Annotated in this window: 12 protein-coding genes; 4 read left to right on the top strand and 8 right to left on the bottom strand. The window is 52.4% G+C overall.

Annotated features, from left to right (window positions below; translation table 11 throughout):
* Position 1: 1 nt before the first annotated feature.
* The 6 genes from mmsA to ACQKPA_RS17570 all read right to left on the bottom strand — a co-directional run bounded on the left by mmsA (position 2) and on the right by ACQKPA_RS17570 (position 7,926).
* The gene (gene mmsA, locus ACQKPA_RS17595; RefSeq protein ID WP_427493868.1) at positions 2 to 1,534 is read right to left on the bottom strand and encodes a multiple monosaccharide ABC transporter ATP-binding protein; all 1,533 of its coding nucleotides are present in this window, start codon (positions 1,532 to 1,534) and stop codon (positions 2 to 4) included.
* 42 nt (positions 1,535 to 1,576) lie between these two features.
* The gene (gene chvE / locus ACQKPA_RS17590) at positions 1,577 to 2,662 is read right to left on the bottom strand and encodes a multiple monosaccharide ABC transporter substrate-binding protein (RefSeq protein WP_427493867.1); all 1,086 of its coding nucleotides are present in this window, start codon (positions 2,660 to 2,662) and stop codon (positions 1,577 to 1,579) included.
* A gap of 293 nt (positions 2,663 to 2,955) precedes the next feature.
* Positions 2,956 to 4,173: a response regulator transcription factor gene (locus tag ACQKPA_RS17585; RefSeq protein ID WP_427493866.1), complete on the bottom strand. Its 1,218-nt coding sequence runs from the start codon at positions 4,171 to 4,173 to the stop codon at positions 2,956 to 2,958.
* Positions 4,170 to 6,113, bottom strand: coding sequence for a cache domain-containing sensor histidine kinase (locus ACQKPA_RS17580; RefSeq protein WP_427493865.1), 1,944 nt, complete (start codon positions 6,111 to 6,113; stop codon positions 4,170 to 4,172). The genes ACQKPA_RS17585 and ACQKPA_RS17580 overlap by 4 nt, the downstream gene beginning before the upstream one ends.
* Positions 6,094 to 7,101 (bottom strand): substrate-binding domain-containing protein, encoded by a 1,008-nt coding sequence (locus ACQKPA_RS17575; protein ID WP_427493864.1) that lies wholly within the window; start codon positions 7,099 to 7,101, stop codon positions 6,094 to 6,096. Before ACQKPA_RS17575 ends, ACQKPA_RS17580 begins: the two co-directional genes overlap by 20 nt.
* A 225-nt stretch (positions 7,102 to 7,326) precedes the next feature.
* A complete protein-coding gene (locus ACQKPA_RS17570) occupies positions 7,327 to 7,926 on the bottom strand; it encodes a TetR/AcrR family transcriptional regulator (protein WP_427493863.1) in 600 nt (199 codons plus the stop codon).
* A 187-nt stretch (positions 7,927 to 8,113) separates the two neighbouring features.
* Between ACQKPA_RS17570 and ACQKPA_RS17565 the strand changes: the two genes are divergently transcribed.
* Both ACQKPA_RS17565 and ACQKPA_RS17560 read left to right on the top strand, forming a co-directional pair.
* Entirely contained in the window at positions 8,114 to 8,824 is a 711-nt protein-coding gene (locus tag ACQKPA_RS17565) for a futalosine hydrolase (RefSeq protein ID WP_427493862.1), read from the top strand.
* Positions 8,821 to 9,675: a 1,4-dihydroxy-6-naphthoate synthase gene (locus ACQKPA_RS17560; RefSeq protein WP_427493861.1), complete on the top strand. Its 855-nt coding sequence runs from the start codon at positions 8,821 to 8,823 to the stop codon at positions 9,673 to 9,675. Before ACQKPA_RS17565 ends, ACQKPA_RS17560 begins: the two co-directional genes overlap by 4 nt.
* 138 nt (positions 9,676 to 9,813) lie before the next feature.
* Here ACQKPA_RS17560 and ACQKPA_RS17555 read toward each other — a convergent pair whose 3' ends face one another.
* A complete protein-coding gene (locus tag ACQKPA_RS17555) occupies positions 9,814 to 10,329 on the bottom strand; it encodes a mismatch-specific DNA-glycosylase (RefSeq protein ID WP_427493860.1) in 516 nt (171 codons plus the stop codon).
* Between the two features lie 42 nt (positions 10,330 to 10,371).
* Complete coding sequence (locus ACQKPA_RS17550; RefSeq protein ID WP_427493859.1) at positions 10,372 to 10,875, bottom strand: hypothetical protein; 504 nt, start codon at positions 10,873 to 10,875, stop codon at positions 10,372 to 10,374.
* A 154-nt stretch (positions 10,876 to 11,029) separates the two neighbouring features.
* On the opposite strand from ACQKPA_RS17550, the gene ACQKPA_RS17545 reads away from it, so the two are divergent.
* Complete coding sequence (locus tag ACQKPA_RS17545) at positions 11,030 to 11,548, top strand: RNA polymerase sigma factor (protein WP_427493858.1); 519 nt, start codon at positions 11,030 to 11,032, stop codon at positions 11,546 to 11,548.
* The gene (locus tag ACQKPA_RS17540) at positions 11,545 to 12,570 is read left to right on the top strand and encodes a DUF4871 domain-containing protein (RefSeq protein ID WP_427493857.1); all 1,026 of its coding nucleotides are present in this window, start codon (positions 11,545 to 11,547) and stop codon (positions 12,568 to 12,570) included. The genes ACQKPA_RS17545 and ACQKPA_RS17540 overlap by 4 nt, the downstream gene beginning before the upstream one ends.
* Positions 12,571 to 12,714 lie beyond the last annotated feature (144 nt).

The following is a 12,714-nucleotide window of genomic DNA, read 5'->3' as shown; positions in this document are numbered from 1 at the left end:
CTTAAGCCCCTCCATTCTTGGTCATGTATCTCATCAAGGTTTCCTGCGAAGCCTGCTCTCTGCTAACTTCTCCGGTCAGCCGTCCCGCGCTCATGACATAAATCCGGTCGCAGATCCCTATAATCTCCGGCAGCTCCGAGGAAATGACAAGCACGCCCTTGCCCTCATCCGCCAGCTGGTTAATGATCGCGTATATCTCGTATTTGGCCCCAACATCAATCCCCCGCGTCGGCTCATCCAAAATCAGAATGTCCGGCTCGGCGTAGATCCATTTACTCAGCACAACCTTCTGCTGGTTCCCCCCGCTGAGGTTTCCCGTCTTCTGGAGAATGTTCGGCGTTTTGATCTTAAGCTTCTTCCGCATATCCTCCGCCACAAGGATTTCTTCCCGTTCATCAATGACCATATTCTTTGCCAGCTTGGACAGTCCGGTCAGCGAGATGTTGCGTTTGATATCGTCCATGAGGATCAGTCCGTATTCCTTGCGGTCCTCGGTCACGTAAGCAAAGCCGTTTTCAATCGCCTCGGTAATAGATTGATTTCGGATTTCCTTCCCGTCTTTGCACAATGTTCCTGTAATATTCCTGCCGTATGCCCTACCGAAAACACTCATCGCCAGCTCGGTCCGGCCGGAACCCATCAGCCCGGCAATGCCCACGATTTCTCCACGGCGGATATTCATATTAACTTTATCAATTACTTTGCGGCTTGCTTGCTGCTCGTGATACACCGTCCAATCCTTAATCTCCAGAATGACTTCCCCGATCTTTGGTGTCCGCTCCGGATAGCGGTTTGTCAAATCCCGGCCGACCATGCCGCGGATGATCCGGTCCTCGTTCACCTCGCCGCCTCTCATATCGAGCGTTTCGATGGTCTGGCCATCGCGCAAAATCGTAATGGAATCCGATACCTTCGACACCTCGTTCAATTTATGGGAGATCAGGATGCAGGAGATTCCCTGCTTCTTGAATTCCAGCATCAGCTCGAGCAGGTTCTCGCTGTCGTCCTCGTTGAGGGCCGCCGTCGGTTCGTCCAGAATAAGCAGCTTCACCTTCTTCGATAAGGCCTTCGCGATTTCGACCAGTTGCTGCTTGCCGACGCCAATGCTGCCGACCTGCGTGTTCGGGTTTTCGCTGAGTCCCACCTTATCCAGCAGCTCTTTAGCTCCGATCATCGTCTCGTTCCAGTTCATGATGCCCTTCTCGGCACGCTCGTTCCCCAAGTAAATGTTCTCGGCAATCGACAGATACGGGATCAACGCAAGCTCCTGATGGATGATGACGATGCCCAGGTCTTCACTTTGCTTAATATTTTTAAATTGGCAGACGCTGCCTTTGAACAAAATATCTCCCTCATATGAGCCGTGTGGATACACGCCGCTCAGCACTTTCATCAGCGTGGATTTGCCCGCTCCGTTCTCCCCGCACAGGGAGTGGATTTCGCCTTCGCGAACTTTCAGATTCACGTTATCCAGCGCCTTCACCCCGGGAAACGCTTTCGTAATATTCCGCATTTCAAGAATGTACTCTGACATCTGGCTTCACCTTCCTATCGTTTCGTGTTCGCTGCCTAAAGACTATTTCAATCCGATTTCTTCCTTGGAATAATAGCCCGTCTCCACAACCTCTTTCTCCACGTTGGAAGCATCAACGGATACCGGAGGGAGCAGATAGGCTGGCACGACCTTGATGCCGTTATCGTACGATTCGGTATCATTGACCTCGGCCTCTTCTCCCTTCAGCACGCTCTCCGCCATCTTGACCGCCTGTTCGGCGAGCTGGCGCGTGTCCTTGAACACCGTCTGCGTTTGCTCACCGGCCACGATCGATTTAATGGAAGCCAGTTCCGCATCCTGACCCGTGATGATCGGCAGCGGCTTGGCCGTCGTCCCGTAGCCTACTCCCTTGAGCGAAGAGATAATGCCAATGCTGATCCCGTCGTAAGGCGACAGCACCGCATCCAAATTTTCGCTCGAATAGTTGGCACTGATCAGGTTATCCATCCGCGACTGGGCCAAAGCCCCATCCCAGCGCAGAGTCGCAATCTGGGCCATCGTAGTCTGCTTGCTCCGAACCACAAGCTTGCCTGAATCCATGTAAGGCTTAAGCACGGACATCGCGCCGTCATAGAAGAAGTAAGCATTGTTATCGTCCGGCGATCCGCCGAACAGCTCAATATTGAACGGCCCCTTCCCTTCCTTCAGGCCAAGCTTCTCTTCAATATAAGATGCTTGCTGAACACCGACCTGGAAATTGTCGAAGGTCGCATAATAACTTAAATGCTCGGTATTTCGAATCAACCGGTCGTAAGCGATAACCTTAATTCCCTGATCATGAGCCTTCTTGATCACGTCTGTCAGCGTGTTGCCGTCAATGGAAGCAATGACGATGACGTCGACACCTTTCGTTATCATGTTCTCGATTTGGGAAATCTGGTTTTCAATCACGTCCTCGGCGAATTGAAGATCGGTTTTATATCCTTTTTCCTGAAATAGCCGCTCCATGTTCTTTCCGTCAGCCACCCAGCGTTCGGATGATTTCGTTGGCATTGCAAGGCCGACGTATCCCTTCTTTGCATCGCCGGTTTGGCTTTCGGCGAGGTTGCAGGCCGTCAGGGCCAAGAGCAGCACCGCGATCAGCAATCCTGGCAATCCTCTCTTCATCGGTAGTTCCCCTTTCCGAAAAATGGAATCGAGAGCGCTTACAACCGAAGGTTCGAAAAGCCTCTCTGTACTAAAAAGGATACATCCCATCAGGTGGAGGGGTCTTTCCACGAAAACAACCTTTTTTATAATTTTCATACTTTTGTTGTTCTGGGATTCACGCGAGTGTGCATAGCTGCTTAACGTTCCGGCTTCGTTCACAGCATGCCCCAAGCGGTTGCCCGCATAAAAAAAGCCCCTGTTTTGTTGGTTATCCCAACAAAACAGAGACTCTCTGGCCGTCACTCAACCGCCTACTCTTCCTGAACCGTCGCCCCTTTGCGGTAACGGTTCGGCGATACCCCCATTACCTTCTTAAAAGCCGTGCTGAAATAATGCTGGCTGTCATACCCTACCTGCTCCGCGATGTCCAGAATGCTCAGCTCGGTGGAGTTGAGCAGCTGGATCGCTTTCTGAATCCTCGTCTGGGTCATGAGCGTGATAAAAGACGTGCCCAGTTCTTTCTTTAGCATCCGGCTCAGATAGACGGGCGAAACCTGCAGGGCCTGGGCAAAAGATTCCAGCGTCAGCTCCCGAACGGCATACTGTTCCTGGATGAGCTGACGAGCCCGCCGTACCAGCGGAGAGAGCTGCGCCTCCTTGAACACCCCTTCCCGGCAAGCCTCATAGGCAGCTGCAACCGCGCCGTCCGCTCCTTCCGAAACAGGCTCCAGATGCACATTCACGGCCAGCTTTAAGTACTTCTGGATCAGCCGCTCGGCATCGGCCCCAATGTTCGAATCTGCTACTCCCCAGCAGCAGATGCCGATCCATCCGGTGTGATCCCGGAACAAAACGCAGGGCGCGGGATGAAACAGCTCGGCGATTATATTTTCCATCGCGAACAGATACAGCTGCCGGTCGCTTTCCTTCATCAAAGGCTGCGGAGTTGTCATCTCCGTCCATCTGGCGATGCCGATTCGGGATGGACGGCAAGGCGGCAGTCCCAGGAATTCCAGCTGTTCGAGCGCCTCCTCCTCATCCAGCAGGCCATGCATCCATTCGAGGCAGAACCGTTCCCGCAGCAGCGGAATGTTCTTCTCGATTTGCTCGGACGCCTTCTTAAGGTAGTTCTCCTGGATTTGATGGTCGTTCAGCTCATCCCGAACGCTGCTGAGCACCTGGATCAGGTGATCCGCATTCACCGGCTTCAATATATAATCCTTAACCCCGAGCCGGATCGCTTCCTGCGCATAAGCAAATTCGTCATGGCCGGTAATAATGACGAACCGGCATTCGGGACGTTCTTCCTTCATCCGCTTCATAAGCCCGATGCCGTCCAGGAACGGCATATTCATATCGACCAGCATAATGTCAATCGGTTGGCTAAGCGCAAGCTCCAGCGCCTCTTCGCCATCCTCCGCTTCGGCAGCCACCTCCATGCCGAGTGCCTCCCAGTCGACCGCATCCCGAATGCCTTCGCGGATAATCGGCTCATCGTCGGCAATCAAGACTTGATACGCTTTCTTCATAACCTGTCTCTCCCATCATGATCAGAGGACGAAGGAACGGCATGCACCAGCGGGTGCGTAATCACCACCGTGGTTCCCTCGTTCTCTGTACTGTCAATCGTGATACCGTACTCATCGCCGAACGTTAGCTTGATACGTGCCTGCACATTCAGCATGCCGTAGCTTCGGCTTCCGCCCAGCCCTTCTCCCGGGGGCGCCTCCATGGCCGTTACCGGGTCGGCAAGCTGTTTGCGAAGCGCCTCCAGCCGATCAGAAGACATGCCGGCCCCATTATCCTGGACGCTAAGGAGAAGAACGTCTCCGTTCACCTGGGCTTTGATGACAATTCGCCCAGGCCCTCTACGGGCCTTAATGCCGTGGTAAATCGCGTTTTCCACGATCGGCTGCAGTAAGAGCTTCAGCACGTACAATTTCTCAGCCTCAGGCGAAAGCTCCATCTCAACCTGCAGCCTGTCGCGGTATCGCGTTTTCTGTATTTGCAGGTAACTGCTGATATGCGTCCATTCGTCGGACATGGGAATAATATCATCCCCTTTGCTGAGCCCGATCCGAAACAGCCTCGACAAGGATTCCACCAGATCCGATACATCGTCCGCTCCTTTCTTGCGGGCCATCCAATGAATCGTATCCAGTGTGTTGTACAGAAAATGCGGCTTAATATGAGCCTGCAGGCTGCGCAGCTCCGCTTCGCGCTTCTGCTTTTCCCGCAGCTCGCTCAGCTTCATCAGCTTGCGAATCTGTAGAAGCATGCGGTTAAAGCTGCGGCCAAGCATACCCACCTCATCCTGCCGGTTTCCCCAGTAACGGGTCGTCAAATCCCCGGATTCGGCTTTTTGCATGAAGGACATGAGCTGCCAGATCGGTCTGGATATCGACTGTGAAAGCGTATAGGATGCCGCAACCCCAAACAAACACACCACAAACAAGAAACAAATCATATAAAAACGAATCTCCCGGACCTCATACACCGATTCGCTGGTTGGAAATACGCCGATCGTCCGCCAGCCGGTAAAGGAGGAGGTGCCGTATATCAATTGCAGACGCTCCCCGTTCACCTCGCGGATCAAGGCGCCGCTGTCCTCTTCCGGAAACCACGAGGGGGGAATGGACGGAATGATGGAATCCTCCGGAGCATAGATGCTGGAGCCGCCGGCCTCTGCCACCATCAAATATCCGCTCTTTCCAAGCGTGACATCCCGGACCGCTCTCGCGACTGCCCGCAGCTTCAAATCGATCAATACCGCACCGGTTACTTCCCTCGTATCCGGATCCACAATCGAGCGAACGACCGATACCAACTCCTCGTTGCCGTAATGAACATGGGTGGTGACATTACGCTCAGCCGGATGGCCAAGCACGGTAAAAATACCTTCATTTAAAACAGCCTCGCGGTACCATTCTTCCTCCGTCAAACTTGCCGGACTGCGTGCGTACATTTCGTTACTGATATACTCTCCCTCGCGATTGACCAGAAGAATAGAGGCGATTTCCGGGTACAGCGTCGTGAAGCCTTGAAGGTACCGCTTAATCTCATAATTCTCCGCATTGTCCTGCTTGACCGAGGCCGTTCGCGGGCCGGAATTACCCGTATCTTCGGTTCCAACGGCTGGCTTGTCCCCTTGGATTTCCCCATCCAGAAATCGTTCCGTGCGCGGATCAAATCCGATCAAATACGTAATGTTCTGGAGATTCTCCATATCATTGTCCAGGGTCTGATTGACCTTTCCGATCAATTGAATCGTGTTCGAGGTTACCTGCTGATCCACAATGCGGTTAACCGTCCAATTGACGAGGACACCCAGCGCGATTGAGGGCAGGATGCCAACCATGAGGAACAAAATGACCAGCTTGTATCTCAGCGGCAAATCCCCGAACCGCAGCCACCGCGAGATGCCTTCGCGCCAGAATTCCGCTCTGTTTCTATTTTGCATAATAATCATTCACATTCTCTCGGGTCACAATGGAAATCCCGGTGTCCACCCTTGTCGGAAGCGGAGACACGTCATTGCCGAGCGTCGGGGCCGGTACGGTAAGACCATGATGCAGATGAAACAAATACTGCAAGGACCAATAGCCCATATTCCACGTCCCTTGAGCGATCGTTGCCGCGATGGTTCCATCGGAAATCCGGTCCAGCGTCCCTTTATTCGTATCGAATCCGATGATGGTAATCCGGTTTGCTTTATCTGCGCCGATAACGGCATCCGCCACGCCCATTCCGCCGCTGGCCTCCGTTACGAAGATCCCTTTGAGATCCGGGTGCTTAACCAGCATGTCGGCAGCAGCCTCTTTGGCAACGAGGGTATCCCCTTTGCCTTCCCTGATCTCCACCACGGACATGCCCGGATATCGCTGCGCTAAAGTGTCCCTGAAGCCTTCGGAACGGTCATCATGATTCTGCTGCCCGGGCTGGGTAACAATCCCGATTTCCCCTTCCCGGCCGAGAAGCTGCGCCATTTTGTCCGCGGCCGCAACGCCAGCGTTGTAATTGTTGGTTGCCAGGAACGAATAGGCCTTACTGTCAGGCGCATCCGCATCGAACAGCACGACGGGGATCCCGGCATCCACGGCTTTATTAATCGTCGACGTCAGCGCTTTGGAATCGATGGCCGACAAGGCGATACCGGCAGGCTTTTTGGCAATCACTTGTTCCAGAACAGTGATCTGTTCCTCCACGTCGTATTGTGTAGAGCCGCGATAATCGACAGTTACGCCCAGCGCATCCCCTCCATCCTCGAAGCCCTTCAGAATATTTTTCCAGTATTCCATGCCGGATTGAAAAGTCACCATGACATAATTCTCACCAATGCTGCCGTGCAGGCCGCCCTCCTCCCAAGCGGAAGAACGCTTGTCCTCCAGCCTGTACATGAAGACATAGGTGAGAAAAGCCAATAGAAGCGCACCGTACACCAGCATCATCTTCTTCATGAATAAGTCCCCCGATCCTTGATCCTTCGTTCGCCATCTTCAGTTGCAATCGGTTACATAACGTATAATGAATATACTGCAATTCTTTGAAAAAGATCAAACCCTTGCTAAAATTTGGCTATGGCCGGCAGCAAAAAACAGACCGTCCACAGTTAAACCTAACCATGTTGCAGCCTGTTTCTGATATGTTAATTATCTTATTTTTGAACATTGAATTTCAATGCCTTATGTAACCCGCTTAGCCGGATAAATGCTGATACCGTGCATAAATAAACTCACCACGTGACGCGCAAGATCCTCAGGAGTCCGCTGGCCTGTCAGAAGCTGCTGGGAGGTCAGTCTTTCAATGACACCGACCAAGCACTCCGCAACGATATGCATATCGGAATCACCGTCAAAGTACCCGTCCCGCTGCTCAGCTTTCAGATTTTGCTCAATCATGGCTGCCATTTCCGACTTTACGATCACCGCGTCATCCCCAATAAAAAAACCGATTTGCGTCAGATCCGGGTCTTTGCCAAGAAACGCGAACAACCCTGTCAGCACGCTCTGCAAACGGCCGGTCACATGATCCTCATCGATTCCGCTTTCCAATCTGCTGCCCTCGAGCAGGATCTTGAGCTCAGCTCGAAATTTCTCCACCAGCTCCTTGAACACGGCTTCTTTGCTCTCAAAATACAAATAGAATGACGGCTGCGTCAATCCAGCCCGAGAAACGATGGTGCTGATCTTGGTCTGATGGTATCCTGACTTTGCAAATTCATTAGCAGCGACAATCAGTAGTCTAGCCCGGCTTTCTTGTCCGTTCGCACCCTTCTTACGCAAAGCTATCCAACCTCCGAATCTACTCATGATGTATGTAAGTTACCGTCCATTATACTCTATATCGGAAAGTTGCTGCTACAGATAAAGTCCAGTCTTAACATGCACGAGACTTTACATCGCCACAAGAACGTTATAACGTAAAAGGATAACGATGTTTATCGTTACAGCCAAGAAGGAGATAAATAACATGCAGAAACATACCCAATCCAACTCGGTGGATATAACCGAGTCACATAACTCGCAAGACCCGTCTTCCACACGCGTACTTATTGTCACGGCGGTTGATGCTGAAAAAGAAGCCGTGCAACGCGGGCTTAACAATGCTCACGGATTTGATGTCATCGCGGGTGGAGTCGGCCCAGCGGCAACAGCTGCTGCGACTGCCCGCCAGTTGGTTCAAGGCACCTATGATTGGGTTATCAGCGCAGGTATCGCCGGAGGATTTGCCGGTCGTGCTGAGGTTAGTTCCATCGTCATTGCGGACACCATCATTGCCGCTGATCTCGGTTCCGAAACCGAAGACGGCTTCAGCAGCGTCCGGGAGCTCGGCTTCGGAACGGATCGGGTGCAGGCACATCCGGATTCTGCCCGCAAACTCGCGAAGGCCTTACAATATGCTGGCGTTCCCGTAACCCTCGGGTCTGTGCTGACGGTCTCCACCACGACGGGAACAGCCGCAACGGCTGCACGTCTCCTCCATCGGGTGCCGAAAGCCGCAGCCGAGGCGATGGAGGGCTTCGGCGTGGCCACCGCTGCCGCTGCAGTCGGTGTGCCCGTGCTTGAAATCCGGTCCATATCCAATCAGGTCGGCCCGCGGGACCGCAGTGCATGGAAGATCAAGGAGGCGCTGCAGGCGCTTGAGACCGCAAGTTCATTACTACCGGAGGTGTTACGATGAAAATCGCTTTTTCCCCTTGCCCCAACGACACATTTGTATTTCATGCCTGGGTTCACGGACGGATTCCAGGCGCCCCCAAGCTGGATGTATCCTATGCGGATATCGATATCACCAATCACTGGGCGGCCGAAGATCGAGAACATGATATCTTAAAAATATCCTATGCCGCGCTGCCCTGGGTGCTGGATGAATATGCCCTTCTGCCCTGCGGAGGAGCACTTGGCCGCGGATGCGGGCCGCTCGTTCTGACAGCGGACAAGCTGACGGATGGTAAAACTCCTGACAGCCCTGCGGATTTGTCCGGCCGGCGGGTAGCCGTTCCAAGCGAGCGCTCCACAGCTTATCTGTTGTTCCGTCTGTGGGCCGCACAGAACGTACCCGGAGGGCTTGGCGAAATCGTGGTGATGCCGTTCGATCAGATTATGCCGGCTGTCCGGGATGGAGCGATTGATGCCGGGCTTGTCATTCACGAAGCACGGTTCACCTATTCGTCTTATGGATTGAAGATGATGACGGATCTGGGCAGCTGGTGGGAGTCCGATACCAATCTGCCTATTCCTCTGGGAGCGATTGTGGCCCGCAGGTCGCTGGATCTGGCAAGCATCTCGAACTGGATCCGCTCCTCAGTCGAATATGCCTGGAAACATCCCGAGGACTCTCGGGCCTATGTCCTCCATCACGCTCAGGAAATGGACCCGGATGTCGCCGATGCTCACATCGAACTGTACGTCAATCCATTTACCGCGGAGCTGGGCGAAGATGGCTATGCCGCGATTTCAGCCCTGCTGAACCGCGCAGCCGATGAAGGGCTTGTGCCGAGGATTGATCCTGCGCTGCTGAAGCGTCCGTAATACGGCAGCCTAAGCTTCACTGAAAGCTTATATTTTCTATATTCATTAGAGGAGCACCAAGAGCCCGACAACCGGGCCTCCTGGACGTTCCTCTTTTTCATTGTCCCCCCATAGATGGCTTTTGCCGTACACTCCTGTTCAGTACTCATTCCTTGATATAAAATCATGCAATCGCCGATAAATTCCGATAATCTCATCCATGGGCATTCTCACCAGTCCGCTGGAAGAAGGAGCTACAAACTCACGGACGCCGTCAATGACGGAATCCGGCTGAATTCCCCAATCCGCCTTGGCTTTCCCGCTGAATTCGGTATACACGCCCTTGCCGACAAAGCAGGCAACCTCCGGTCTGTACTCGGCCAGCTTCTCCCGCAGTGTCTCTCTTCCGAGCCTGTACTCTTCGCGGGTTATGTCTTCGGCACCCCTGGTGGGCCTGGCTACAATATTGGTAAATCCGTACCCTAGTTTAAGCAATTCTCCATCCTCAGCGGCTTCATATAAGCGCGGGGTCAAACCGGATTTATGCAGTATCCTCCAAAAATTGTTGCGAGGGTTCGCATAATGATGACCGACCTCCCCGGATCGCAAACTCGGATTAAAACCGATAAATACAAGAGTCAATCCATAATCCAGATGGTCGCTGACTTCGTCCATCCTGCTTCCTCCTCTCATCATCTAACCGGGGTTCCCTTGAGCTTAATGAGAGCTCGATGCGGCAGCGCTGTTGTTGCGTTTGCGTATCTGGTGAATCCCCATCACGACGGCAACGAGCTCCCAGTCACCGAGAACGTCGCTCTCATTCTGCAGCTGATAGGCTCCGGCTTGAAGCCAGCCGCTAATGCGGGAAAAACGGGCGATGCCCCCTCCGGCAACATCCGTTATTTCATACTCATTGGAAAAAGCAGGCGAAGTGATCTCGTATACGCCTCGCGATCCCGCATCGTATTCAAATTTTTTCGTAAAAAAGCTCATCCGCATGCGCAGCAGGCCCAGTTCTTCCCCATTGCCGCCAGTAATATTCCATTTGTTCGAGAAGAATCGAAACGACCCGCTGCATACCTGATCTCCCGAAGCGTTATACACGTCCAGCGAGGAACCGAAAGCGCTCTTCAAATCCAGACTTCCAATGACGCTGCCTTCCCTATCCATAATATCTGTTATACCCGAGCTAAAAAAGTTATCCTTAAAATATAAATGCATAGGTCTTCTCCCCTTCCTCGATTCCTGCATACCTGTTATTCATACAACGATTTGCAGATTAAATTGTTTCAAATATTTTGCGGGAAATTCGGGAACCGATCCGTTATTCGATTGTCTAATATTCGAGGTGATGTTATTGGAGTACCTTAAATCTATGGTGGCCGTGAATGATGCGAGCACCGTGCTGAATGATTGGATGGAGTCCTTCGGCCAGGACGTATGGAACTATGCATTCTTCCTAACGAAACGCAAAGAGGCGGCTGACGATATCAGTCAGGACGTGTTCTTGAGAGCATTTAAGCACTGGAATGATTTTCAGGGCCGAAGCTCTGTCAAAACATGGCTGTTAACCATCACCCGCAATCTTTCCCTGAACTATCTCAAGTCTTCCTATATGACAAGGGTATCATTAACCGGCTGGATCACTTCCAAGCAGACAGAACCTTCCGCTGAAAAAGAGTTTATGGATGCTGCTGCTGTCTCGCAGATTTGGAAGTACGTGTTGGAGCTGCCGCCCAAATACCGGGAGGTGTTGATCCTTGAATCCCATTACCAGCTGCCGCGAAAAGAAATAGCGGAACTGCTCGGCATATCCGAAGGAACAATCAAATCCAGACTGCACCGGGCTCGTGCCCGAATGGAAATGATGTTGAAAGGAGAGGATGTCCAGTGAAGACCGAACAAGAGCTGCAGCCCGATTGGATTCAAGAACTCGCTTCTTCTCCATTTAACGAGCCGATGTTCACCGAAGAGATGAAATCCAGAGTATTAAACAACGCTGCTAACGGCTCTGTAAGGATGGGCAGAAAAAAACGGAAGTCTCCAACACGTCTGCGTATGATGACCGCAAGTGTGTTCATGCTTCTTCTAATCGTGGTGGCATGGGGATGGCGGGAATCACCCGTGATTCAACAGCTGATCCCGATCAAGGGTTGGGGAAATGCTGCCGATTGGGCTCCCCGCAACGTGTACACGGAGGCGGGAGTAGATAAACTCCAGGCGGTCCAGGGTGGTGATTATGCCGCAGGCTCTCCGGCCGGCGCCGTATGGTTTCTTCAATTGCCTATTCAAGAACTTGAAGGCAAGCATATTCGTATATTAGCCACTCACCGAGATACTGGAATGATATTGGAGGAGCTTCCTGAGACAAGAATTACCAGAGACATGGCTTACGATAAATCAACCCGCGTTGTCTCCCGCTTTGGCATACCACTGGCAGGTTTATGGCGTTTCGACGTGATGGTGGATCAGCAGAAATACGGCGATATCGTGGTCGATGTGCCGGACAGCAGCTGGGAGCCGAGCCCGAGTTTCGTTTCGGCTGCTTCTGAAGACCCGGTGGAGGCGATGCTTTCCTCAAAATATCCTCCCACTGAAATGACAGGCATCGAAGGGCGTCTCGGCTTTATTGATCCGGGCTTTATCGCTGGGCAACCCAACAAATATATGTGGCACTTCTGGGGTCGTGACGAGGAATTGAAGGGTGACTTGCACATAACGGCGGTAAAAAGAAACACGACCGAGATCATTGATATATTTAAAACTCGTATCAGTCCTTATCCTCATAACGGTGCCGATGCAGCGATACCAACCTCCATGTTGCTACCTTCGCCAGGACTATGGCGCATTATGGTCTCCATTAACGGTCAGCTGTTCGGCAGCGTCATTGTGGAAGTCGATAAACCTCAGGACTAAGTTTTCACCACCTTAACTATCAGAACTTCTATTCCGAGCCTGAAGTCCATCATCAGATAAGGCTGCCCCGGTCTGTAGGCATCTACAGAATTGGGGCAGCCTTTTTCATGAGGAATATCGTCATTTTATATTCCTCTCATATCA

The sequence above is a fragment of the Paenibacillus sp. NPDC093718 genome, assembly GCF_050279985.1.
In the GTDB taxonomy this organism is placed as follows: Bacteria; Bacillota; Bacilli; order Paenibacillales; family Paenibacillaceae; genus Paenibacillus_AQ.
The sequence above is the reverse complement of the archived record's forward strand: the minus strand, read 5'-3'. Positions and strand labels throughout refer to the sequence as shown.